Annotated in this window: 25 protein-coding genes; 17 read left to right on the top strand and 8 right to left on the bottom strand. The window is 49.0% G+C overall.

Annotation, left to right across the window (positions count from 1 at the left end; genetic code table 11):
* Positions 1-3: 3 nt before the first annotated feature.
* The 3 genes from dltC (at position 4) to AC2CGA_RS10440 (ending at position 2,694) form a co-directional block, all read left to right on the top strand.
* Positions 4-240, top strand: a complete 237-nt coding sequence (gene dltC, locus AC2CGA_RS10430; RefSeq protein WP_003150875.1) for a D-alanine--poly(phosphoribitol) ligase subunit 2 — start codon at positions 4-6, stop codon at positions 238-240.
* Positions 241-1,419 (top strand): D-alanyl-lipoteichoic acid biosynthesis protein DltD, encoded by a 1,179-nt coding sequence (dltD, locus tag AC2CGA_RS10435; protein WP_484480188.1) that lies wholly within the window; start codon positions 241-243, stop codon positions 1,417-1,419.
* A gap of 183 nt (positions 1,420-1,602) precedes the next feature.
* Positions 1,603-2,694 carry a branched-chain amino acid aminotransferase gene (locus AC2CGA_RS10440; protein ID WP_032857213.1) on the top strand — a complete coding sequence of 364 codons (1,092 nt, stop codon included), beginning with the start codon at positions 1,603-1,605 and terminating at the stop codon, positions 2,692-2,694.
* Between the two features lie 41 nt (positions 2,695-2,735).
* On the opposite strand, the gene licH is transcribed toward AC2CGA_RS10440, so the two are convergent.
* From licH to AC2CGA_RS10475, 7 genes are all read right to left on the bottom strand, one after another.
* Positions 2,736-4,064, bottom strand: coding sequence for a 6-phospho-beta-glucosidase LicH (gene licH, locus AC2CGA_RS10445; protein WP_014419213.1), 1,329 nt, complete (start codon positions 4,062-4,064; stop codon positions 2,736-2,738).
* Positions 4,061-4,393: a PTS lichenan transporter subunit IIA gene (licA, locus tag AC2CGA_RS10450; protein WP_003150867.1), complete on the bottom strand. Its 333-nt coding sequence runs from the start codon at positions 4,391-4,393 to the stop codon at positions 4,061-4,063. Before licA ends, licH begins: the two co-directional genes overlap by 4 nt.
* An 18-nt stretch (positions 4,394-4,411) precedes the next feature.
* Positions 4,412-5,770, bottom strand: coding sequence for a PTS cellobiose transporter subunit IIC (gene celB / locus AC2CGA_RS10455; RefSeq protein WP_003150865.1), 1,359 nt, complete (start codon positions 5,768-5,770; stop codon positions 4,412-4,414).
* A gap of 15 nt (positions 5,771-5,785) precedes the next feature.
* Positions 5,786-6,094: a PTS lichenan transporter subunit IIB gene (gene licB / locus AC2CGA_RS10460; RefSeq protein WP_003150863.1), complete on the bottom strand. Its 309-nt coding sequence runs from the start codon at positions 6,092-6,094 to the stop codon at positions 5,786-5,788.
* A gap of 98 nt (positions 6,095-6,192) precedes the next feature.
* A complete protein-coding gene (gene licR, locus AC2CGA_RS10465; RefSeq protein WP_003150860.1) occupies positions 6,193-8,148 on the bottom strand; it encodes a transcriptional regulator LicR in 1,956 nt (651 codons plus the stop codon).
* A 146-nt stretch (positions 8,149-8,294) separates the two neighbouring features.
* Positions 8,295-8,429 carry a hypothetical protein gene (locus AC2CGA_RS10470; protein WP_369719122.1) on the bottom strand — a complete coding sequence of 45 codons (135 nt, stop codon included), beginning with the start codon at positions 8,427-8,429 and terminating at the stop codon, positions 8,295-8,297.
* A gap of 51 nt (positions 8,430-8,480) precedes the next feature.
* A complete protein-coding gene (locus tag AC2CGA_RS10475; RefSeq protein WP_003150858.1) occupies positions 8,481-9,071 on the bottom strand; it encodes a DNA-3-methyladenine glycosylase in 591 nt (196 codons plus the stop codon).
* A gap of 241 nt (positions 9,072-9,312) precedes the next feature.
* Between AC2CGA_RS10475 and AC2CGA_RS10480 the strand changes: the two genes are divergently transcribed.
* From AC2CGA_RS10480 to katX, 13 genes are all read left to right on the top strand, one after another.
* Complete coding sequence (locus tag AC2CGA_RS10480) at positions 9,313-10,311, top strand: FecCD family ABC transporter permease (RefSeq protein WP_042635747.1); 999 nt, start codon at positions 9,313-9,315, stop codon at positions 10,309-10,311.
* On the top strand, positions 10,312-11,325 hold the full coding sequence (locus AC2CGA_RS10485) for a FecCD family ABC transporter permease (protein WP_025853649.1): 1,014 nt from the start codon (positions 10,312-10,314) through the stop codon (positions 11,323-11,325).
* 16 nt (positions 11,326-11,341) lie between these two features.
* Positions 11,342-12,238, top strand: a complete 897-nt coding sequence (locus AC2CGA_RS10490) for an ABC transporter substrate-binding protein (RefSeq protein ID WP_014306080.1) — start codon at positions 11,342-11,344, stop codon at positions 12,236-12,238.
* A 100-nt stretch (positions 12,239-12,338) separates the two neighbouring features.
* Positions 12,339-12,689 (top strand): ArsR/SmtB family transcription factor, encoded by a 351-nt coding sequence (locus tag AC2CGA_RS10495; RefSeq protein WP_484480189.1) that lies wholly within the window; start codon positions 12,339-12,341, stop codon positions 12,687-12,689.
* 13 nt (positions 12,690-12,702) lie between these two features.
* A complete protein-coding gene (locus AC2CGA_RS10500) occupies positions 12,703-14,001 on the top strand; it encodes an arsenical efflux pump membrane protein ArsB (protein WP_014306082.1) in 1,299 nt (432 codons plus the stop codon).
* 153 nt (positions 14,002-14,154) lie between these two features.
* On the top strand, positions 14,155-14,466 hold the full coding sequence (locus AC2CGA_RS10505; protein ID WP_015387522.1) for a PTS sugar transporter subunit IIB: 312 nt from the start codon (positions 14,155-14,157) through the stop codon (positions 14,464-14,466).
* Between the two features lie 14 nt (positions 14,467-14,480).
* Positions 14,481-14,798: a PTS lactose/cellobiose transporter subunit IIA gene (locus AC2CGA_RS10510; RefSeq protein ID WP_014306083.1), complete on the top strand. Its 318-nt coding sequence runs from the start codon at positions 14,481-14,483 to the stop codon at positions 14,796-14,798.
* A gap of 18 nt (positions 14,799-14,816) precedes the next feature.
* Positions 14,817-16,136, top strand: a complete 1,320-nt coding sequence (gene celB, locus AC2CGA_RS10515) for a PTS cellobiose transporter subunit IIC (protein WP_015387520.1) — start codon at positions 14,817-14,819, stop codon at positions 16,134-16,136.
* A 29-nt stretch (positions 16,137-16,165) separates the two neighbouring features.
* A complete protein-coding gene (locus AC2CGA_RS10520) occupies positions 16,166-17,566 on the top strand; it encodes a glycoside hydrolase family 1 protein (RefSeq protein WP_139885486.1) in 1,401 nt (466 codons plus the stop codon).
* 19 nt (positions 17,567-17,585) lie between these two features.
* Positions 17,586-18,467, top strand: a complete 882-nt coding sequence (locus tag AC2CGA_RS10525; RefSeq protein ID WP_014306086.1) for an ROK family protein — start codon at positions 17,586-17,588, stop codon at positions 18,465-18,467.
* The gene (gene manA, locus AC2CGA_RS10530; RefSeq protein WP_072588355.1) at positions 18,464-19,408 is read left to right on the top strand and encodes a mannose-6-phosphate isomerase, class I; all 945 of its coding nucleotides are present in this window, start codon (positions 18,464-18,466) and stop codon (positions 19,406-19,408) included. Before AC2CGA_RS10525 ends, manA begins: the two co-directional genes overlap by 4 nt.
* 19 nt (positions 19,409-19,427) lie before the next feature.
* Positions 19,428-20,510 (top strand): glycosyl hydrolase, encoded by a 1,083-nt coding sequence (locus tag AC2CGA_RS10535; protein WP_014306088.1) that lies wholly within the window; start codon positions 19,428-19,430, stop codon positions 20,508-20,510.
* A 77-nt stretch (positions 20,511-20,587) separates the two neighbouring features.
* On the top strand, positions 20,588-22,201 hold the full coding sequence (gene katX, locus AC2CGA_RS10540) for a catalase KatX (protein ID WP_117614722.1): 1,614 nt from the start codon (positions 20,588-20,590) through the stop codon (positions 22,199-22,201).
* Between the two features lie 39 nt (positions 22,202-22,240).
* Here the strand turns inward: katX and AC2CGA_RS10545 are convergent, their stop codons facing one another.
* Positions 22,241-23,227 (bottom strand): choloylglycine hydrolase family protein, encoded by a 987-nt coding sequence (locus AC2CGA_RS10545; protein WP_139885488.1) that lies wholly within the window; start codon positions 23,225-23,227, stop codon positions 22,241-22,243.
* Between the two features lie 316 nt (positions 23,228-23,543).
* On the opposite strand from AC2CGA_RS10545, the gene AC2CGA_RS10550 reads away from it, so the two are divergent.
* Positions 23,544-24,902, top strand: coding sequence for a purine-cytosine permease family protein (locus AC2CGA_RS10550; RefSeq protein WP_014306090.1), 1,359 nt, complete (start codon positions 23,544-23,546; stop codon positions 24,900-24,902).
* Positions 24,903-24,909: the final 7 nt, after the last annotated feature.

Raw genomic sequence — 24,909 nt, forward strand, 5'->3', positions numbered from 1 at the left:
CACATGGAATTTAAACAGGAAGTATTAGACGTATTAGCTGAAGTTTGTCAGGAGGACGCTGTGAAAGAAAATCCTGATATTGAAATCTTTGAAGAAGGACTGCTTGATTCTTTCGGAACTGTAGAACTGCTTGTCGCCATCGAAAATCGCTTCGGCATTACAGTGCCGATCACTGAATTTGACCGTGACGAGTGGAATACGCCAAACAACATTGTAAACAAACTGACTGAGTTGAAGTAAATGAAAAAGCGTTTCTTTGGACCAATTATTTTAGCGTTTGTCCTGTTTGTCGGAGCTATCGCAGTTCCGGCTTCATGGCTTACGCGCTTCATTCCTGAAAAACGTGTCGAAGAGTCGGCGGAGGCCTTAAATCCGAATATGTTCCAGGGGCTCTATCTGCAAAACAAAATGTTCGAAGACTCGAAGTATATGCCGATTTTCGGTTCTTCCGAGCTTTCAAGACTGGATGAGTTTCACCCGTCCAACTATTTCCAAGTGAACAACCAAGGCTTTACGCCTTATCTTGTCGGAAAAGGCGGGGACCAATCCTTGATACACGCCGTGAACTTTGCGGCGCATTATCAGCAGCTGAAGGGCAAAAAGCTGGTATTCATTGTTTCTCCGCAATGGTTTATCAAAAAAGGTTCTGATGAACAGCACTTTGCGCCGAATTTTTCATCACTTCAAGCATTGGATTTAGCATTTAATAACCAGATTGATCCCGCGGTCAAAAAGAACATGATGAAGCGCATGCTCCGTTTTAAAGTTGTTCAGCATGATGCCGTCCTTTCTGAATTATACAAGGGAATGGTCAACGGACAATCATGGAAAGTGAAAGCGGTCATGCCGGCTGCCAAAGCTTATTATTCTCTGCTTGAGAAAAAAGATCTTTATTATTCAATGGGAGAAACCAAGGGCCCTGAACGGACGATCTCTGAAAACCTGAAAGGGAAATCGTGGTCAGAGTTAAAAACAGCCGCCGCTCAATTAGGAGAACGGAGCTCCACGTCCAATCCTTTCTATATCGATGACGCTTCTTATAAAAAGATTAAGAAGAAAGTAAAGAGAGTGAAAGGAATCAACAAAGGAAGAACGTACGCCAAATCAGTCGAATACCACGACTTTGAGGATATGCTGAACATTCTGAAAGATGCCGGCGCTGAACCGATGTTCGTGGTTATTCCGGTCAACGGAAAATGGTATGACTACACCGGCTTCCCGAAAAAAGGCCGGACTGATTACTACAAAAAAGTCACTAAGCAAATTAAAGCGAAGGGCTTTCAGGTTGCCGACTTATCCGGGCACGAATATGATCCGTACTTTATGAAAGACACCATCCATATCGCCTGGAAGGGCTGGGTGTACGTCGATAAAGCAATGGAGCAGTTTTACAAAACCGGCAAGGTGACGGTTCACTGAGCACAGTGATGACAGAATATGTAAAAACGAACACGCAGGGGGCATTCTCTCCCCTGCTTTTTATGTGATTTGATTTTTTCACAAATTTGAGGAAAACTATTGCGAATATTTGTTGAAGGTATACAATAGAATATAAATTATTTTCAAATAAGTTTGACAATAACACCAATAGGGAGACAGAACATTATGAAACAAGACATTCGTGTTGAATTGACTTCAGCCAAAAAACCGAAACCGGACCCCCATAACCTTGCGTTCGGCAGAATTTTCACCGACCATATGTTTGTTATGGATTACGACGCCGATCAAGGCTGGTATGATCCGAGAATTATCCCTTATCAGTCCATCTCAATGGATCCTGCGGCCATGGTTTATCATTACGGCCAAACCGTTTTTGAAGGGCTTAAAGCGTATGTAACGAAGGATCAGGAAGTGCTTCTGTTCAGACCGGAGAAAAATATGGAGCGCCTGAACCAGTCAAATGACCGCCTTTGCATCCCGCTCATTGATGAAGAGCTTGTTCTTGAAGGCCTGAAACAGCTCGTAGCCATCGACCAAGACTGGATTCCGAAAGCGGAAGGCACTTCCCTTTATATCCGTCCGTTTATTATTGCGACTGAGCCTTTCCTCGGTGTAGCGGCATCCCATACGTACAAGCTGTTTATCATCCTTTCCCCGGTCGGCTCTTATTACAAAGAAGGCATTAAACCGGTAAAAATCGCCGTGGAAAACGAATTCGTGCGCGCCGTCAAAGGCGGCACCGGAAACGCGAAAACCGCCGGCAACTACGCATCAAGCCTGAAAGCGCAGCAGGTTGCGGAAGAGAAGGGATTTTCCCAGGTTTTATGGCTTGACGGCATTGAGAAAAAATACATCGAAGAAGTCGGCAGCATGAACATCTTCTTCAAAATCAGCGGCGAAATCGTGACGCCGGAGCTGAACGGAAGCATTCTTGAAGGAATTACGAGAAATTCCGTCATCACCCTTCTCAAACATTGGGGACTGACTGTGTCCGAGCGGAAGATTTCGATCGATGAAATCATCCAGGCGCATCGTGACGGCCGATTGGAAGAAACATTCGGAACCGGTACGGCGGCGGTCATTTCTCCGGTCGGCGAACTGATCTGGAATGATGAAAGTCTTGTCATCGGCAGCGGTGAAACCGGAGAGATCTCGAAGAAATTGTACGATACCATTACAGGCATTCAAAAAGGCGCGGAAGCCGACGTGTTCGGCTGGACGACGAAAGTCGCCTCACTAAGCGAATCAAAATAAGCAAAAAACCCGGAAGCAAATCCGGGTTTTTTTTATTGCTCTTATGCTTCAATCGACTTAAAGAAATGGGGCAGATGTTCTTTGTGAGCCTCAAGCATTTCATCCAGAATGGCCTTTGCCACGGAGTCTGACGGGACAAGAGGGTTGATCGTCATCGCAAGAAGCGCCGTTTGATAATCTCCCGTGACGGCTGCTTCAGCGGCGACGCGCTCAAATGATTTGATTTGCTGGACGAGTCCGCGGACAGACACCGGCAGATCACCGACGGCGATCGGTTTCGGACCGTCTTTCGTCATGACGCAGTTCACTTCGACCGCTGAGTCATTCGGAATGCTGGCGATCGCGCCGTTGTTTATCGTATTGACGGGCTGGATATCATGTTTGTCGTTATAGATGGAGCTGATCAGGTTGCAGGCCGCGTCACTGTAGTACGCTCCGCCCCGTTTTTCCAGCTGCGGCGGTTTGATGGCGAGATTCGGATCTTTGTACAGTTCGAACAGTTCTTTCTCAACCTTCTGCACGACCTCGGCGCGTGTGCCCTCCGTCTGTGAAGCTTCTATTTCATGCTCGAGCATTTCTTTCGTTTTGAAATAATAGCGGTGATAGCCGCAAGGAATCAGATCGAGCGCCTTCAGGAATTCAGGCTCCCATTCCGCTCCGGAAATATTTTTCATCGTCATGGCGTTTTTCGGGTCTCCCATGGCTTCAATGACTTGATCTTTCACGCTGACGCCGTCTAAGAAAACATCTAACCCGAAGACCATGTGATTCAGTCCGGCAAATTGCACTTCGATCCGGCTGACATCCACATCCAATGCTTTTGCGACGCCCATTTTAATGCCGATCGGCACATTGCAGAGGCCGACGACTTTTGTGAGATTCGAGTAGCGGAGCAAGGCCTCGGTAACCATGCCGGCAGGGTTTGTGAAATTCACAAGCCACGCATTCGGACAAAGCTCTTCGATGTCTTTCGCGATTTCCAGAATAACCGGGATGGTGCGCAGCCCTTTGAATAAACCGCCCGGACCGTTTGTCTCCTGGCCGATTACGCCGTATTTTAACGGAATCCGTTCGTCTTTGGCGCGGGCCTCAAGGAGACCGACGCGGAATTGAGTCGTTACGAAATCCGCATCCTTCAAGGCTTCTCTCCGGTCAAGCGTCAGGTGAATCTCTATCGGAACACCCGCTTTTTCGACCATGCGTTTTGCAAGCGTGCCGACGATATTGAGTTTTTTCTCGCCTTCGGGAATGTCGACGAGCCATAATTCTCTGACAGGCAGTTCCTCATAGCGCTTAATGATGCCTTCCACAAGCTCCGGTGTATAGCTTGAACCTCCGCCGATCGTTACAATTTTAATTCCTTTTGTCATATTTTTGCTCCCCCTTGCAGACTCACTTTTTCGTAAATCTCGACTAACTCAGCGGCCAAGTCTTTCACGGTCATGGCATTCATTAAATGATCCTGCGCATGCACCATTAAAAGCGTCATGTCTGTTTTTTCTCCGCCGGCTTCATTTTGGATCAATTCTGTCTGGTAATGATGGGCTTCGGTCAGTTCCCTTGCGGCTTCCTGAAGCTTTTCCTCGGCCATGGCTCTGTCCCCCCGCTTTGCGGCGGCAATGGCTTCCATTGATGCGCTTCTGCCGTTGCCGCCATGCAGGATGATCTGAAAAATGGTCTGTTCCATTTTTTCATTCATGTGTTTCACTCCCTTTCTCTACAGCACGGCTTTTTCGTCTCCCTGTACGGCTGGCGCCTGCGATTGTTCAAGTTCGTTTTCTTCTTTCAGCTTTTGCGAATCCCACATTCTGAAGAACGGATAGTACACGATAAAGGCTGTGATGATATTAATCGCCTGCATGACAGCCCCTGATATTTTTCCGCCCGTGGCAAGATAGCCGGAGAAAATCGGCGGCATCGTCCATGGGACGGCAATGCCGGCAGGTTTGGCGACGAGGCCTGTGCTCATGCCGATATAGGTAAAGACCAGTGTGACAAGCGGTGTGATGATGAACGGAATGAGAAGCATCGGGTTCATGACGATCGGCATTCCGAAAATAATCGGCTCATTAATATTAAAGACAGCCGGCCCGATGGCGAGTTTCCCAAGCTGCTTCATCTGCTTGCTTCGCGAACGGAGAAACATGGTGACCACGAGCGCCAGTGTCGCGCCGCTTCCGCCGATGTTGATCCAGATTTCAAAGAACTGCTGGGTGAAAATATTCGGCAGCGCATCGCCTGCCTGAAACGCAACCCGGTTGGCATCCATCGCTCCGAACCAGATCGGCGCCATGACGCCGCCGACAATGTTCGCCCCATGTAATCCGCACGCCCACAAAAGCATTTGAACCGCTTCGGCTACCAGGCTTCCGCCGAGACTTCCCCCAAGAATCGAGAGGGGCGTCCCCAGTACAACGCTTACAATGTTATGAAGGCTTTCAAACGGCGTCGCTTCGACAATTAAACGCGCACCCCAGATCAGAAAGATGACGGCAAAGCCGGGAATTAAAGCGACAAATGATTTGCTGACCGCCGGAGGCACGCCGTCCGGCATTTTGAAGACGAAATTCCGCTGGATGATCAGGCGGTAAATTTCCGTCGACAGCATGGCGATGATCATCGCGACAAACAGCCCTTTGCTTCCCATGAGAGACAGCGGGATGCCGCCGCCCACCATGATTTCCTCTTTTGCGCCGGAAGGCAGAAACGGAACTTTGTACGGCGTTGCCAAGAGAAACGCCGCCAAAGATATCGCACCGGCCGATAATGCGTCCACCCCGTATTTTTCAGCCAGGCGGTAGGCGATTCCGAAAGCGGCGACAAGGCCCATGATTTCAAAGGTCGCATCAACCGGATATTGCAGTTTTTGAGACCAGGCGCTTCCGAACGTCTTCGCCATGAAATCCGCATATCCCGGAATCGGCAGGTTGCCGATGATCAGAAAAAACGAACCGATGATGATAAGCGGCATGGTGAGGATGATTCCGTCACGCAATGCTTGAAGATGCCGCTGGGAGGCAATTTTTCCGGCAATGGGCATGACTTTCTCTTCTAAAAACTGGTTCACCTTATTCACACGGCCCGCCCCTTTCTACGATGCGTTTCCGAGCTGTTCCGCTGATTTCAGAACCTCCGCTCCGTTACAAGTGCCGTAATGGACGGTATTGATGACTTCAACCGGCACTCCTTTTGATTCACCCAATTTTTTCAGCTGCGGAAGCAAATAACGGACTTGAGGCCCAAGCAGCAATACGTCCGCTTTATCAATATGCTGGTTGACTGAATCGCCTGACACCGCCCAGATTTTATATTCTTTTCCTTGTTCCTGCGCGCTTTTTTCCATCTTGGTGACGAGTAAGCTTGTTGACATCCCTGCTGCACAAACGAGTAATATATTCATGTAAAAGACCTCCTGAAAGTTTGATATTTTGTATGTCTCGATGTTAGTAACATCATATTATGAAATCGCTTTCATAACTACTCAGGCTTTTTCCGCTGCTAACGGAAAAAAGGTGTATCCCGGTCTTTCTCTGATCGTTTGTCTCTGAATACTCGTAAAACCTCCTGATAGGTTGTGCATTTTAAGAGACGGCTTACCGCGGCCGGATCATCCAACATGCCGCCGAGCCATTTGTACATATGCTGGAGGTCGGCTTTGCTTTCTTTCTCGACGCAGAGCAGACAGACAAATTGGACACGCTTATCCGCCCAGTCAATCGGCTTCTTCAGCGTGCATACCGCCCAAAACGTCGTGTCTGTCTGCGGAACGAGCGGGTGCGGAATCGCCGTAAGATTGCCGAAACTCGTAGGAGAAATCGCTTCCCTTTCAAAAATAGAATCGGTCAGAGAATCAGAAGCGAGGCCGGCTTCTGCAACCTGCTGTCCGAGAAAACGGATGACGTCCTCCTTCGTCTCCAGATCCTGCTGCAAAAATACCAGCTCCGGTTTCAGAAAGTTCAATTGTTCCCGATTTTCTTCCAGCATGGCGTCGATTTTTGTAAAATCCCCGCCGCCCAGCAGCGTATGAACCTTCAATACGGGAACGGGCAGGTCTTTTTTGATCGGCACTGTGCTGACCACAAAATCAATCGACTCAAAGGAAAGCTGGTCAAGGCTGCAGTAATCAGCCGTTCCGACGATTTCAAGACGTTTTGCGAACCGGGAACGGAGCTTTTCTCTTAAAAGCTGCGCGCTGCCGGCGCCGGACGCACAGACAATCAGACAGCGTTTAGGCGGCCGTTCCGTCTTTCTCCTTTCAATGGCGGCTCCGAAATGAAGCGCCAAATACCCGATCTCATTTTCATGAATATCAATGCCGGTTTGCTCCTTGATCACGATTCCCGCAATCACTCCCGCTTCAAATGCGAGCGGATAATTCTCCTTTATGGCGGAGAGCATCGGGTTTCTCAGGTTCATTCCGTACCGGTTTCGGTTAATCGCCGGCTTGATATGGAGCGCAAGACCCGCTTTCAGCTCATTGTCGTCCGTGATTCCGAGCTTCAGCTCCCGCTCAATGGCTTCAATCATGGCCTCCGTCAAACGGCTGGTTTCCCCGTCTATCAGCCTTGTAAGCTCTTTTCCTTCCATTTGTGACTGGGTCATGCGCTTTGTCCCGAGCAGGTGAATGGCGATATAGGCGGTTTCCTGTTCGGGAAAGGTGACCGAAAGCGCAGATTCAAGCTCTTTTACAATGGCTTCCGCTGACTGATATTCTGTTTCGAGCTTAATATCATGAAGATCTTCCGGAATGAGAGATACATAGTTTTCTGTCCGGATTCGTTTGCAGGCAATGGCGATATGGATGATGAGATTGTTCAGGCCGAAGAAAGAAAGCGGGATCTTATGGTTTCGAACCTGCTTCATAATGGCTGTGCGGATCACATGAATGTCGTCTTTCGGCAGAATACCGGCCTTTTCACTCAGGAGATCAGGCTCGGGCTCGCGGTCGTCCACTAAGTATTCCGCCATACAATAACGGAGGCGGAGCTCTTCGCCGCGCAGCTTAAAGCCGTAGTTCGGCCTTGTTTCCAAAATGATGTCATAGGGGCGGAGCCGTTTTTTGACTTCTTTTAAATCAGATTGAAGTGTGGATTTACTGATGAACAGTTCTTCCGCCAAGTCATCCAGCTTGAGGTAGCCGTCGGCCAGAAGCATTCTTTTCATCAGGTAATCTATCCGTTCATCTGGAAAAATCGGCACGGTGCTGTTCTGCTGGAAATTGTCCTGAAGCCAGTTTTTAAACGGCTGCTCATTCCGGATCAGCAGCTTATAGCCGCTCCCTCTGACAGATTGAATGGATGCGCCGTGTTTTTCTACAATGGTTTGCAGTTCCTTTATGTCATTGCGGACCGTCCGCGTCGTTACCTTTACATTTGCAGCGATGACTGAGCTTGTAACCGGTGTTTCAGCAGCTAAAAGCAAGCGCAGAAGTTCACGAAGCCGCCCATGAAGCATGAGAAAAACCTCCTATCAGATCAGATGCAGATGTGAAAAATGGGCAAAAAGAATGAGGAAGGGGTAAATGTATGTAAATTCTATACTGGGGAGGATTTCAAGTCAATGCGGCAATCCGATGCCAAGACCGTAAAAAAACAGCCGGATCAGCCGGCTGTTCGGGATGCGGACATGCGGTTCCGCTTAGATGCCTTCCGTTCTTTTATGATTTTTCTGATAATCGGATAGATGACGGGCGCCCATTTGATAATCGTTTTGAAAAATTTTTTCAATGTCTGAATCCCCTTTCTTTTACCTTGTCTTTCCCCTGTTATCAGCGTTTATAAACATGGTCAGCGTGAGACATACCGGTTCCCCGTCACCCAATAGCGCCACGGATAATCCCGGGCTTCTCCGCTGTTGTCAATCCCGATTCTCGGGCCTGTTGATATATGTTCAGGCGTAAAGCCCTCCGTAATATACAGCGGCGGTTCCGTGATCATGCCGCCGTAGTCGTTCATTGAAATGCCCATCGCCTTCGTCAGTTTTCCCGGGCCGTTTGTCCACTCTCTCGGGGGTCTGCCCGGTCTCCTGCTCTCCATCAGGAACTGTCCTTCATGAGGCTCCGCCGCCCTGATTAACACGGCCTGCGGAATGCCGATGTCCGCGGCGACGACGTTCATTAATGTATGAGTGTGCATGACGTATGTATAAATGCGGCCCGCCTCATGGAACATAATTTCCGTCCGTTTCGTGCGCCGGTTGCCGAAACTGTGCGCCGCCCGGTCATCCGCTCCCATATAAGCTTCCGTTTCCACGATAAAACCTGAAGCCGTTCCCTCATCCGTCTCCTTCACAAGGAGACAGCCGAGCAATAAAGGGGCAAGCTCCACTGACGGTCTCTGGTAAAATTCAATCGGCAAAGGCTTTCCTTCTCCCGCCATTTGCCTCCCTCCTTTCTGAATATAGCGATTTCCTCTTTCACGTTTTTCACTTCTTTTTTACAATATAAACATGAAAGAAAAAAGGGCATCATTGTTGAACACTCTATTGCGTTTTGAAAATCGGCCCGGTATAATATGATGGTTCAAATGAAAATGATTCTCATATTCAATAAATGCCGGACAATGATCATAAAAGTAGGTGAATTGATTTTTGAGCGATTCTGTCACGTCCGCAAGCCGTCTGATCAGCATCTTAAAAAACGGGGTTTTCTTCCTGATCGCGGTGATCGGGCTGCTTGTTTCTATTTTTTTCGCCGTCTCATTCGGCGCGAAAGACATTACTTTACATACGGTTTGGTCGGCTGTTGCTGATTACAATCCGAACATAACGGGCCAGCAGATCATTCATGAATTGCGTCTTCCGAGAGTGCTCGGCGCGGCCGTTACAGGAGCCGCTTTTGCCGCAGCCGGCGCCCTCATGCAGGGTGTCACGAGAAATCCGCTTGCCGATTCGGGTGTCTTAGGCGTAAACGCGGGCGCCATGTTTGTTGTTGCGCTCAGCTTTGCTTTTTTCCCTCATTTGTCATACGCCCTGCTGATGGTGATGTCATTTTTGGGAGCACTGGCAAGCACCGGCTTGATTTTCTTTATCAGTGCGGCGGGAAAAGGCAGCATGACACCTTTAAAGGTGACGCTTGCCGGGGCGGTCGTGGCCGCGCTTTTACATTCACTCAGTACCGGTGTAGCGATTTATTACGATTTAAGCCAGGATTTGGCCTTCTGGTACGCCGGCGGGGTGTCGGGGATCAAGTGGGCTCATTTACAAGTCCTTGTTCCCGTGATTGCGGTCTTCATCATTCTCGCGACATTCATGGGCAGGTCCGTCACCCTTCTCTCAATGGGAAATGACGTGGCGGCGAATTTAGGGGTGAACACGGCTCTGACGCGTGCCGCGGGATTAATGATCGCCGTCGTTCTTGCCGGTGTGTCTGTTTCCGCTGCCGGCGCGATCGGCTTTGTCGGGCTGGTCATTCCTCATATCGCCCGCAAGATCGTCGGCGTTACGTACAGGCTGATTATTCCGATGTCCGCGTTGCTCGGCGCGATTCTTTTGATTTTGGCCGACTTGGCCTCACGCACGGTCAGTCCCCCGAGAGAATTGGCGATAGGCATCATGGTGGCACTTGTCGGTGTCCCTTTCTTTCTTTATATTGCCCGCAAGGAAGGGAGAGACTTATAAATGAAAGTGCAGAAAGAAACAAAAAAAGCGGCGGCGGCAGGTCTCGTTCTGCTGGTCATCGCCGTTTGCATTATTCTGATCGGGCTGCACACGGGCTCATTCCGGCTTTCTCCCCTCACCGTGGGAAAAACGCTGTTCGGATACGGCACGTTTCAAAGCACAACCGTTTTATTCGATTACCGGCTCCCCCGGATACTGGTGACGATGCTGGCCGGTATCGGCTTAGGCGTGTCGGGCGCTGTTTTGCAGGGTGTATCCCGAAATCCGCTTGCCGATCCGGGCATTCTCGGACTGCATGCCGGCGCTTCCTTCGGTTTGATGATGTATATCACATTCTTTCATTCCCTGGAGGCGCAGGCGTCGATGTTCATCCCGCTGTTTACGTTTGCGGGCGGAACACTCGCCGCCCTGCTGATCGTAGTGCTTACGTACGACAGGCTGAACGGTTTTTTAACGATCCGCATGCTGTTGGTCGGGATCGCCGTTTCCGCGGGCTTCAGCGCCGTTACATTGTTTATGTCGCTGCGCCTGAATGAAGAAACTTATACCTTCGCTTCCCGCTGGCTGGTGGGAAACGTCTGGGGCAGAGATTGGATTCACGTGTGGTCGCTTTTGCCCTGGATCGGCATTCTCGCACCGCTTGCATGGCTTAACGCCCGGTCTTTGAATATTTTAATGCTCGGTGACCAGGCAGCCGCGGGGCTCGGCGCACACGTGCAGAGAAAAAGGATCATGCTGATCGCCATAGCGGTCGGCTTGTCCTGCGCGAGCGTCGCGATGGCCGGCGGAATCGGCTTTATCGGATTTGCCGCCCCTCACTTGGCAAGACGGCTCGTCGGCACCATGCATCAGCATATTATTCCGATTGCTGGATTAATCGGCCTTGTCATTCTTGTCGCGGCAGACACCATCGGCCGATCTTTGTTTCAGCCGAACGCCATTCCGGCCGGCGTGGTTGCGGCAGCCATCGGCGCGCCGTATTTTCTCTATCTCGTCATGAAAATCAAATCATAAAACAAGGAGTATTCCCATGAAAAAAATAATTGCGCTCATCAGTTTCATGTGTATTTTCTTACTGGCTGCCTGCCAATCCGATTCATCACAGCCGGAGTCAAAAAAGAAATCCGGCGATCATAAAATCGCTTCGATGTCCATTCACCTGACAAATGATCTGCTGGCTCTCGGCGTTACACCTGCCGGTTCCGTCGTGGGCGGAGAATTAAAAGATTTTCTCCCTCATGTGAAAAATCAGCTGAAAGACACGAAAAAACTCGGACCTGCCTCAGACCCGGATATGGAAGCTTTACTTGAGCTGAATCCAGACAACATTTATCTTGATAAAGAATTTGCGGGAAAAGATGTATCAAAATACAAGAAAATCGGAAATACACACGTTTTCGACCTTGATAAAGGCACATGGCGCGATCATTTAAAAGACATCGGAAAAATCGTCAACCGTGAAAAAGAAGCGAAAACATTTATTCAAGATTACGAAGATGAAACAAAACAAGTCAGATCCATGATGAATAAGGAATTAGGGAAAAACGCCAAAGTCATGGCGATCCGCGTGAACGCAAAAGAGCTTCGCGTCTTCAGCACACGCCGCCCGATGGGACCGATTCTGTTTGACGATCTGAAGCTGAAACCAGCTGACGGCATTAAAGAAATGAACACCTCCCGCCCTTATGAAGTCATTTCTCAAGAAGTGCTTCCTGATTACAACGCAGATGCGATTTTCGTGGTCGTTAACAGAGACGACAAGTCACAGCAAGCCTATAAAGAATTGCAAAAAAGCGCTGTCTGGAAAGGGCTTAAGGCCGTGAAAGCAAACCATGTCTATAAAATTGCCGATCAGCCTTGGCTTGATTATTCGGCACTGGGAAATAAATTAGCAATGGATGAAGCGAAAAAACTGTTCCAAAAATAAACATGAGCCGGTTTTGCAAAAAGTGCAAGACCGGCTTTTTTTATACCATTTACTTATATAAACATTCGCTTATATAATAGTGTAAAAAAGGAGTGAGCGCATGGAACGGCGGCATAATGCTTTAAGTTCCGAAGGGATCAGCCAGTGCCTCAAACTTCTAAGCGACCCGACGAGGCTTTTGATGCTGAAGCTTCTGGAGGATAAGGAATATTGTGTCTGCGAGCTGACGGCTATTTTTCATATAAGTCAGCCCAGCATCAGCCAGCACTTGCGGAAATTAAAGAACGCCGGCCTTGTGCGCGAAAGACGCGAGGGCCAGTGGCGGTACTATGCCATTCATCCGTCCGGACCGGAATACGCGCTGGTCTGCTCGATTCTCCAGCAGATAGATGAAAAGGACGAAGTTTTACAGACATTGCGGCAAAAAGAAGTCACTGTTACATGCCGGTAAGGGGGATATATTCTTGGGAGTTGCGGTTTTATCAGCGCTGATTTTTGTGCTGACACTTGTGTTTGTCATATGGCAGCCGAAACATATATCAATCGGCTGGTCTGCCTGCGGCGGAGCGGTCCTCGCTTTGATCGCCGGAGCAGTCAGCCTGCACGATATCGCGGAAGTGACGGGGATCGTCTGGAATGCGACACTCGCCTTTATCGCCATTATTATCATTTCATTAATTCTTGACAGTATCGGTTTTTTTGAGTGGGCCGCGCTGCATATGGCCATGGCGGCCAAAGGCAGCGGGCTGCGGATGTTTCTCTATGTGTCGGTCTTAGGGGCTGTTGTCTCCGCCCTGTTTGCCAATGACGGAGCGGCGCTCATTTTGACGCCGATCGTACTGGCGATGGTGCGGGCTTTGAATTTACCTGAAAAGCTGGTTTTTCCGTTTATTATCGCCGGGGGATTCATCGCCGACACCACCTCGCTTCCGCTCGTTGTAAGCAATTTGGTCAATATTGTATCCGCTGATTACTTTCATATCGGGTACATTGAATATGCATCACGCATGCTGGTGCCCAACCTTTTTTCTCTGGCGGCAAGCATTTTGGTGCTGTATCTCTATTTCAGAAAAAACATTCCGAAACGGTATGACACCGGTCTTGTGAAACATCCGGCATCCGCCATTAAGGATGAGCGCCTTTTCCGGTTATCATGGGCTGTGCTGGCCGTTTTATTGATCGGATATTTCGTCAGCGAACTGCTGTCGATACCCGTTTCCTTCGTTGCCGGCTCCATCGCGGTCATTTTTCTCATTCTGGCGCAGCGAAGCCCCGCCGTCCCTGCGAAACAAGTCATCAAGGACGCCCCGTGGGCCATCGTGTTTTTTTCTGTCGGCATGTATGTTGTCGTGTACGGCTTGCGGAATGCCGGACTGACGGATCTTCTTTCTCAGCTTATTCAGAAAGCGGCGGATCACGGATTGTTTGCGGGCACACTCGGAATGGGTTTTATCGCTGCGATCCTCTCCTCCGTTATGAATAACCTGCCGACGGTGATGATTGACGCCATAGCCATCAGCGGAACGGACACTCACGGGCTGCTGAGAGAAGCATTGATTTACGCGAATGTTATCGGTTCTGACCTCGGGCCGAAAATCACGCCGATCGGGTCGCTGGCGACATTGTTATGGCTCCACGTGCTGAGCCGGAAAAACGTGAAAATTTCCTGGGGAATGTATTTCAAAACAGGTCTGATATTAACCATTCCGACGTTATTCATCACCCTGATCGGACTTTATTTATGGCTGTTATGGCTCGCTTGAGATGAAAAACCTTTTAAGTTGAATCTTAAAAGGTTTTTTTGTGTCAAAAATCCGAAAAGTAAAACTTTTATATTTTAAAAGTATAGACATTTAATTTCAAAAGATTATAATATTCATGAAAACGTTTTAACTTTATGAAAGAAGGGATTCCTCATGAAAAGAATTTTATTAGCCTGCAGCTCAGGCATGTCCACCAGCCTTCTTGTCACGAAAATGCAGAATTACGCCAGCTCCATCGGTGAGGAGGCCGAGATTTGGGCAGTCGGACAGGATAAAGCAAAAGAAGCGATGAAAGACGCAGACGTCGTACTGATCGGCCCGCAGATGAGTTTTTTAAAAGGCGAGCTTCAGAAAGAGGCGGACCCGCTTCACATCACCGTTGATGTGATTGATATGATGGCATACGGCATGGGAGACGGCAAAAAAGCATACGAACAGGCCGTTTCCTTGATAGAGAACAAATAAAGGAGGCGATAAGCATGGAAACGTACACGGATGAACAGATCAGTTTTCAGCTGATTCTTCACAGCGGCAATGCCCGCAGCTGTATTATTCAATCGATACGCGCTTATAAAGACGGCCGGCCAGATGAGTCAGACACCTTTCTGACAAAGGCTGAAGAAGAACTGGGAAAAGCGCACGACATCCATTTTCAGATGATTCAAAAAGAAGCCGGCGGCGCCAAGACGGATGTCTCCCTGCTTTTTATGCATGCTGAAGACCACTTAATGTCAGCGCTCTCAATGAAAGAGATCGTCAAAGAAATGCTCGACTTATTTCAATCAAAGAATTTATAAAAAGCCGGGGGTGAAGACGTGTTTGAGAAAATCAGCCAATTCCTTGTTCCGATCGCGGGCAAATTAAACAATAACCGCTACCTGCAAGTCTTACGGGATGCTTTTATGCTGGCGTTTCCGCTGACCATTTTCGGTTCGGTGTTCGTCGTGCTGACGAACCTGCCGTTTTTAAACAAAATCATGAGCAGCTCCGCCCTGTCTGTCTTTCAATCCGGATTTGGCGGCGCTTCGACGGCGACGATGGGGATTATGTCCATTTTTGTCGTCTTCGGGATCGGCTATTACCTTTCAAAAAGCTACGAAGTGGAGGCCGTATTCGGCGGAGCGATTGCATTGGTTTCTTTTCTGCTGCTCACCCCGTTCGTCTTAGAGCCGGAAACGGGCAAAGCGGTCGCAGGCGTCATTCCGGTTGACCGGCTTGGAGCAAAAGGGATGTTTCTCGGCATGATAACCGCTTTTTTGTCGGGTGAAATCTACAGAAGAATCGTCCAGAGAAACTTAACGATTAAGATGCCTGCCGGTGTTCCTCCGGCTGTTGCTAAATCGTTCGCCGCATTGATTCCGGCTTTTATCACGCTTACCGTCTTCCTCTTGATCAATGCGGCTGTCACCCAGATCTTTCACACCAATCTGCATGATGTCATTTATCATACGGTTCAAGCCCCGCTTGTCGGACTTGGAAGCGGCATCATTCCTACATTAATCGCTGTTTTCTTTATTCAGATTTTATGGTTTTTCGGACTTCACGGACAGATCATTATCAATTCCGTGATGGACCCGATCTGGAATACATTACAGGTCGAAAATTTGGCTGCGTATACAGCGGGAAAAGAGATTCCCCATATTATTTCTAAGCCGTTTATGGAGATTTACACCGTCGGAATGGGCGGAACCGGAATGACTTTGGCCATAGTGATCACCATCTTGCTTTTTATGAAAAGCAAACAGATGAAACAGATATCCAAACTCGGTCTCGCGCCGGGCATTTTCAACGTCAATGAGCCGGTTATTTTCGGTTTGCCGATCGTGATGAACCCGATCATTATCATTCCGTGGGTGATCGCACCGATGGTTGTCACGCTCGTCACCTACCTGGCCATGTCGGCGGGGATCGTGCCCCCTCCTACCGGCGTGACCGTGCCCTGGACCGTCCCCCTTTTCATTAACGGGATTATGGCGACCAATTCCGTCATGGGCGGCATTATGCAGCTGGTCAACCTCTGTATTGTGTTTATTATCTGGTTCCCGTTTCTTAAAGCGCTGGACAAATTAAACATGGCAAAGGAAAAAGAAGCCGAGGCCGAGCAGCATGCACGGGATGACAGCATGAGTATGTAATCAAAATCGCAGTAAGGGAGAGAAATCAATTGACTGAATCTAATATTCAATATCGTTTTCCGGAAGGATTCTGGTGGGGGTCTTCCGCCTCCGCCACCCAAACAGAAGGCGCCGCTGACAGAGACGGAAAAAGCCAAAACATATGGGATTACTGGTATGAAAAAGAGCCGAGCCGTTTTTTTAACGGCGTCGGCCCCGGCGACACGTCACGTTTTTATGATCAATACAAGGAGGATATCCGGCTGATGAAAGAAATCGGCCACAACTCCTTCCGGCTGTCTATTTCCTGGTCAAGATTGATTCCGGACGGAACTGACGAGGTCAATCAGAAAGCGGTCGCGTTTTATCAGGACGTCATCGATGAAATGCTTGCCCATCGCATTGAGCCGTTTGTCAATTTGTTTCACTTTGACATGCCTCTCGCCCTTCAGCGTAAGGGAGGCTGGGTCAGCCGGGACACCGTTGACGCGTTTGAACATTACGCCAAAACCTGCTTTTCGCTATTCGGTGACAAAGTGAAAAAATGGTTCACTCACAACGAGCCGATTGTGCCGATTGAAGGCGGCTACTTATACGACTTTCACTACCCGAATCACGTTAATTTTCAAGAAGCGGTGCAGGCCGGCTTCCATACCCTGCTGTCGAATGCAAGGGCTGTCAAAGCCTACAGAGAATTGAAACAGGACGGACAAATCGGAATCATTCTGAATCTGACGCCTTCTTATCCGAGAAGCTCACACCCTGAAGATCTGAAAGCATCCCGGATTGCCGACGCCTTTTTCAACCGCTCATTTTTAGATCCCGCCGTAAAGGGCGAATTTCCTGAGGAGCTTGTCGAGATTCTCAAGGCGGAAGGCTTTCTGCCGCGTTACGAGAAAGAAGATCTCCGCCTCATTCAGGAGCATACGGTTGACCTCTTAGGCGTGAACTACTACCAGCCGAGACGCGTCAAGGCAAAAGAACATGTTCCGAATCCGCACGCCCCTTTCCTGCCTGAGCGTTTCTTCGATCCGTATGTTATGCCCGGACGGAAAATGAACCCTCACCGCGGGTGGGAAATATACGAAAAAGGAATCTATGACATTCTCACCAATCTCAGAGAACATTACGGAAATATCGAATGTTTTATTTCCGAGAACGGCATGGGAGTTGAAGGCGAGGAACGCTTCCGCGATGAAAACGGCATCATTCAGGATGATTACAGGATTGAATTTATCCGGGAACATCTCAAATGGGTGCATCGGGCCATCGGAGAAGGTTCAAATGTAAAAGGCTATCACCTGTGGACTTTCATGGACAACTGGTCTTGGACAAATGCTTATAAAAACCGCTACGGCTTTGTATCTGTCAATCTGGAAAACGGGGGCGAACGGACCGTCAAAAAAAGCGGCCGCTGGTTCAAAGCCGTTTCCGATCAAAACGGATTTTAACAGATGAGGAGGTACAGCCATGCTTGGAGGTATTGAAGCCGGCGGCACGAAATTTGTCTGTGCCGCCGGACAAAAAGACGGCACCATTCTGGACAGGGCGGAGTTTCCGACGGGAGAACCGGATGACACACTCAGACAAGTCATCCGTTACTTTAAAGATTTCCCGATAGAAGCCATCGGCATCGGGTCGTTCGGACCGATTGACATCCGCCCCGACAGTCAAACATACGGGTGCATCACCGCGACGCCGAAGACAGCCTGGCGGAACTGCCCTATTCTTCAAACGATCAAAAGCGCACTGCATATTCCCGCAGGCTTCACCACCGACGTTAATGCGGCGGCGCTCGGAGAAGCTTCTTTCGGCGCGGCCAAAAACACGGACAGCTGCCTCTATTTGACGGTCGGCACTGGCATCGGAGCGGGCGCCATCATGAACGGCAGATTTGTTCAAGGGCTGTCTCATCCTGAAATGGGCCACATTTATGTCAGAAGACACCCGGACGACGGCTACAAAGGCAATTGCCCTTACCATACAGATTGCCTGGAAGGCCTCGCGGCAGGTCCCGCCATTGAGAAACGCTGGGGGAAAAAAGCATATCTGCTGGCGGATCAGCAGGAAGTGTGGGAGCTTGAAGGCTATTATATTGCCGAAGCGCTTGTGCAGTATATTCTCATACTTTCGCCGGAAAAGATCATTCTCGGCGGGGGCGTCATGAAGCAGCATCAGCTGTTCTCTTATATCCGTCAGCACGTGAAAAAGCGGCTGAATCAATATATTGATCTGCCCGACATTGAACACTTCATCGTTCCCCCTCAATTAGGAATTCACTCCGGCGCGGCCGGTTCGCTCGTATTGGCGGAGCGCGCATTAGAGACGGCAAACCGGGAGGCGGGAAAATGATGAAACTCTTATTTTTGGAACCGGTTTTTAAAGAAAGATTATGGGGCGGGACGAAGCTGCGCGATACATTCGGGTATGAGATTCCTTCTGAGCGGACGGGAGAGTGCTGGGCGATTTCAGCTCATCCGCACGGTACATCCATCGTGCGGAACGGGCCTTTTTCCGGAACATCATTACACCGTCTCTGGAATGAACACCCTGACCTGTTCGGACATCCGAAAGAAGACGCTTTTCCCCTGCTCACAAAAATTCTTGACGCAAATATGGACTTATCCGTGCAGGTTCATCCGGATGACGCATATGCACATCGGCATGAAAACGGAGAACTCGGAAAAACGGAATGCTGGTACGTGTTGGACTGCAAAAAAGACGCGGAGCTCATTTTAGGGCACCGCGCCCAAACAAAAGAAGATTTCGTTCGGCTCATTGAACGAAACGAGTGGGATCACCTGCTCCGCCGCATCCCCATTAAGCCCGGCGACTTTTTCTATGTCCCGAGCGGCACACTGCACGCTTTATGTGAAGGTACGCTCGTCCTTGAAATCCAGCAAAGCTCTGATGCCACCTACCGGCTTTACGACTATGACCGGACGGATGGGAACGGGAATAAACGCGAGCTTCATCTTCAGAAAGTAATTGACGTAACAGACATTCCCCATACCGATGAAAATGTAAAAAGCACTAAGCATCGGATCGGAGATGCTCTTATTACGATACTCGCCGAAACACCTTTCTTTTCAGTTTATCAATGGGATGTGAGCGGGAAAGCATCATTGCCCGCACCCGGCCGGTATTTACTCGCAAGCGTCATTAAAGGACGCGGAGAACTGGATGGATGCCCCGTTCACAAAGGCGATCACTTTATCGTGCCGGCGGATTCCGGAGATTTTGTTATAGAAGGAGATTGTGAGGTTATCGTTTCACATCCTTCATCATCTTAAAAATCAGGAGGTCTTTTATATGCTTAAAAAATTAGCAGTCTGCCTGTCTATCGTTTTATTACTCTTAGGAGCCGCCAGTCCGATATCGGCTCACACCGTTTATCCCGTCAACCCAAATGCCCAGCAGACGACAAAAGATATCATGAACTGGCTGGCCCACCTGCCCAACCGTTCAGAAAACAGGGTCATGTCCGGAGCGTTCGGCGGGTACAGCGATGTCACTTTTTCAATGACAGAGGAAAACCGCTTGAAAAACGCGACGGGACAGTCTCCCGCCATCTACGGCTGTGACTATGGGAGAGGGTGGCTGGAAACAGCGGATATCACCGATACTATCGATTACAGCTGCAACAGCAGCTTAATCTCATACTGGAAAAGCGGCGGCCTCCCTCAGGTCAGCCTGCATCTCGCAAATCCGGCCTTTCCATCCGGAAACTATAAAACGGCCATCTCAAACAGCCAGTACAAAAACATCCTTGACCCTTCAACTGTGGAAGGAAAACGGCTTGAGGCGCTGCTCAGCAAAATTGCCGACGGCCTTACTCAGCTGAAAAATCAAGGCGTCACCGTTCTGTTCAGACCGCTGCATGAAATGAACGGCGAGTGGTTCTGGTGGGGGCTGACAGGCTACAACCAAAAAGACAATGAGAGAATCTCGCTGTACAAAGAGCTTTACAAGAAGATATACCGCTATATGACAGAGACAAGAGGATTGGATAACCTTTTGTGGGTGTATTCGCCGGATGCCAACAGAGACTTTAAAACAGACTTCTACCCAGGCTCATCTTATGTGGATATTACCGGTCTGGACGCTTACTTCACTGATCCGTATGCGATATCAGGCTATGATGAAATGCTGTCTCTGAAAAAACCGTTTGCCTTTGCCGAAACCGGTCCGTCCGGCAATATCGGAAGCTTTGATTATGCTGCTTTTATTAATGCGATCAGGCAAAAATACCCTCAGACCGCGTACTTTTTGACATGGGATGAACAATTAAGTCCGGCGGCCAATCAAGGCGCGCAAAGCCTTTATCAAAACAGCTGGACGCTGAACAAGGGCGAAATATGGAACGGCGGGTCCTTGACGCCGATCGCGGAATAACCGCTTCTTTTGAAAATCGGTTTTAAAAAACGGCTCTGCTGGGCATATTGTTACCGTTCAAAAAGGAGGGTTCAACAATGGCAAATAACAAAAACAGCGAAGAAACGCTTTCCAGTAAGACGACCGGTAAAGGCGAGTCAGAAGACACGCTGACAAACCGGCAGGGCCATCCGGTCACTGACAACCAGAATGTCAGGACAGTCGGCAATAGAGGACCGACGACATTGGAGAATTATGATTTTTTGGAGAAAATCAGCCACTTTGACCGCGAACGGATTCCCGAGCGCGTCGTTCACGCGCGCGGCGCCGGCGCACACGGATACTTTGAGGCGTACGGAAGTTTTGGAGACGAGGAGATTTCTAAATATACAAGAGCGAAAGTGTTTCAAAAGAAAGGAACGAAAACTCCGGCGTTTGTGCGGTTCTCTACCGTCAACCACGGGAAGCATTCCCCGGAAACATTGCGTGATCCCCGGGGTTTTGCCGTTAAGCTTTATACCGAAGACGGCAACTGGGATCTGGTCGGCAACAACCTGAAAATCTTTTTTATCCGTGATCCGCTGAAGTTCCCGGATCTTGTGCACGCATTTCAGCCTGATCCCGTTACGAACATTCAGGACGGCGAGCGTATTTTCGACTTCATTTCCCAATCACCGGAAGCGACTCATATGATCACTTTCTTGTTTTCGCCGTGGGGCATCCCGGCCAACTACCGGCAGATGCAGGGCTCAGGCGTCCATGCCTACAAATGGGTCAATGAAGAAGGAAAAGCCGTGCTCGTCAAATATCACTTTGAACCGAAACAGGGCATCCGCAACCTGACACAGAAGGAAGCGGAAGAGATTCAGGGGAAAAACTTTAACCATGCGACACAGGATTTGTATGAGGCGATTGAAAAAGGCGATTACCCTGAATGGGAAGTGTATGCGCAAATCATGACTGATGACGAGCATCCCGAGCTGGATTTTGATCCGCTTGATCCGACCAAGCTGTGGTATAAAGACGATTTCCCTTGGAAGCCGATCGGCAAATTGGTTCTGAACAAAAACCCGGAAAACTACCATGCCGAGGTGGAACAAGCATCATTCGGAACGGGCGTGCTTGTGGACGGCCTTGATTTTTCAGATGACAAATTACTTCAGGGACGGACATTCGCCTATTCAGATACCCAGCGGTACCGCGTCGGCGCAAATTACCTGCAGCTCCCGATCAACTCGCCGAAAAAGCATGTCGCCACCAACCAGGAAGGCGGGCAAATGCAGTATCGGGTCGATCGGGCAGAAGGACAAAACCCGCACGTCAACTATGAGCCGTCCATTATGGGAGGACTCACCGAAGCAAAGCAGGATGGGAAAGACCATATACCTCATGTCGAAGGCGATGTGAAGCGGGAAGCGATCGACCGGCCGAATAACTTCGGCCAGGCCGGTGAAACATACCGCAGATTTTCGGAATTTGAACGGAACGAATTGATCACAAACCTGGTCAATACGCTTTCTTCCTGCCGGAAAGACATTCAGGATCAAATGATTGAGAATTTCACAAAAGCAGATCCGGACTACGGAAAACGTGTTGCGGAAGGGCTGAAAAAAGCCTCCGAAAGCAGCAGCGGCGGGCCGATCGGCACTACTGATACGGCACAAGCCGCAAAACAGGCTGAACAGGAAAGCCATCCGTCTGATCCGTATTAAATAAAAAAACAGGACAATCGCGTCCTGTTTTTTTTTGAGCTAATTCAGCTCCTGTATATTCTGCTCCGCCGCGGCCGCAAATACTTTCGGCTCCGGACGTTCAAGATCTTCATGGAATAGACTTACTTTGTGAATCTGCCGGTTGTCGTACAGATGAAAGTAGTAGTTCCCGGTGTCACAGCACATGACCGACGTATACTGCGTATAATCAATTTCATTCTCCTCTGTGATCACCGCGCCTTTTGGAATATTCACATTGGACAGCACGTGAAAAGCGGCCGTAACGCCATCCGTTTCATGGGCGGCAGGCTCTAAATGCTCTTTCAGATAAGCGGCTCTGATGAACCGGGATGGCGGCGTGTAATCACCGGGAAGCCCGATCGTTCCAGATCCTTGGCCGAAAGCGGTTAATGTCATTCCGCCCAATGTTTTGCTTTCTGACTGCTGCGGCCTGATTCCGATATAATGGCGCAGATTGGTCACATGCCAAGGAAATTCCGGACTGTTGGTCATCACTCCGGGTTTGTTGTCATATACTTTCATTCCCTCCGGTGTCGGCTCGATGACAATGCAGCTGCCCGTGCGGTCTGATAAAATCCAATGAAGAGGCAGCACCGTATCCAATAACATTAACTTCTTCTCTACAATCGTCAGCATTGAGAGCTTTTCCTTTATGTCTTCAAGAGAGTCACAGTTTGATAAGGCCCAGGTGACAAACTCATGAGGAGCGATGTGACAGGTGCCCTCCCGTTCCGCTTTCTCGTATCCCGCAAAGCCCGGAAAATACAGCGTCGCACACGACAGCCCTTTTTCATTTACGCCGTCGGCAAACAGAACATTGCCGAGATTTCTCCCCATGCCGATAAATGCGTATTTCGTCTTATGCATCCTGCCGTCAGCTTCGCTTTTCCAGCTGTACTGACGAGGGTAAAGCACGACGTCCGTACCGAGCTGAAATGCAAAATCCATCGTTCGCGCCAATAGGTGATTACCGTCTGTCGTTTTCAATGTAAGACTTGTACACATATCATCAATCCCCTTTTCATTAATGAAATTTACACAAAGTAAACTATTCTTTCAGCTTAACGAATAATGGTTCCATTCGTCAAAAGATTGACACATTTCTCCTTCATACATATTAGTCAGTAAGCGTATCCATGCCTTTTAAACCCTGGCAAATCGTTTTGGCGGCAGTGTTTGTACCGTTTTTCAAAAAAAACTTTGAACGGCTGTCAGCGAGGCTTTACAATGTTTTTCCTGCATGCTGGAATTTGTAAACGGAAGGTCAATCTGTTAAGCTATGTCTTTATGTTAAAGAAGAACATACGGAGGAGATTATCTATTGAAAGTAGAAAGGCGAACGATTGAACATATTCCGCATGACGAAAGACACGGAAAGGCTAAAGATTTATTCCCCGTCTGGTTCGGGGCTAATATGCATATTACGACGTTAGTCACAGGCACACTGCCCGTTACAATGGGACTCGATCTCTTTTGGAGTATCGCCGCCATTATAATCGGAACCTTTATCGGCGCAATCTTTATGGCGTCTCATTCCGCACAAGGACCTCAGCTCGGAATTCCGCAAATGATTCAAAGCCGCGCGCAATTCGGCGTGATCGGAGCGATTCTGCCCCTCTTTTTGGTCATGTTTATCTACCTGGGCTTCTTTGCGAGCAGTACGATTCTCGCAGCCGGTACACTGAGCAGCTTTGTCCCGATTCCGGCTTCATGGTGTATTATCGGCTTAAGCGCCATCTGTTTTTTACTCACGATCTACGGTCATGATCTGATTCACAAAATGCAGAAAATCCTCTCTTGGACCTCCTTTGCCGTTTTTTTTGCTGCAACAATTCTTATTTTTCAACTGCCGATTCCTTCAGGAAGCTGGGTGCCCGGCTCATTAGATCTGCCTGTTTTTCTAGTGGCGGTCAGCGCGGTGGCCACATGGCAGCTGGCATACGCGCCATATGTCGCAGATTATTCCCGTTATCTGCCGGTCAAAACACCGGCATCGCATACTTTTTGGTACAGCTATGCAGGTACGTCAGTCAGTTCCATCTGGATGATGCTTCTCGGCGCCATTTTGACGACGGCGCTCCCGGAATTTACCGCTAATGCAGGAAATGAGATTGTCCGATTGTTCGGTCCATTTTCCTTTATTATGCTGATCATCGTCCTGTTCGGGCAAATGGCGATCAACGTCTTTAATTTATACGGAGCCTTTATGTCAACCACGACTACCTTGGAGCCGTTTTTAAAACTGAAGGTGACGCCGAAAACAAGAGTGGTAATGATCCTTTGTGTGACGGCAGCGGGTACTGTATTAAGTCTCTTGGGCCAAAGCAATTTCATGGAACTGTTTTTAAATTTCATCTTTTTCATCAGTTATTTCTTAATTCCATGGACGGCGATCAACCTCGTGGATTACTATTTTATCCGCCGCGGAAAATACCACGTCAAATCGATGTTTGACGTCAACGGGCAATACGGCAGGGTCAATTGGATTACAGCGGCCGCCTTCGTTTTGTCGATTATATTAGAAATCCCGTTCATCAATACATCCTTTTACATCGGGCCGCTCGCTGAAATATTCGGCGGAGGCGACATTGCCTGGGTCATCGGCCTGGCCGTTCCGTCGCTGCTGTATTATGTCCTGATGAAATCAAGGTTAAAACAAAAAGAGGCGCCTTCCCTATGAAGACGCC

This window comes from Bacillus sp. SYZHCR11 (assembly GCF_057196865.1).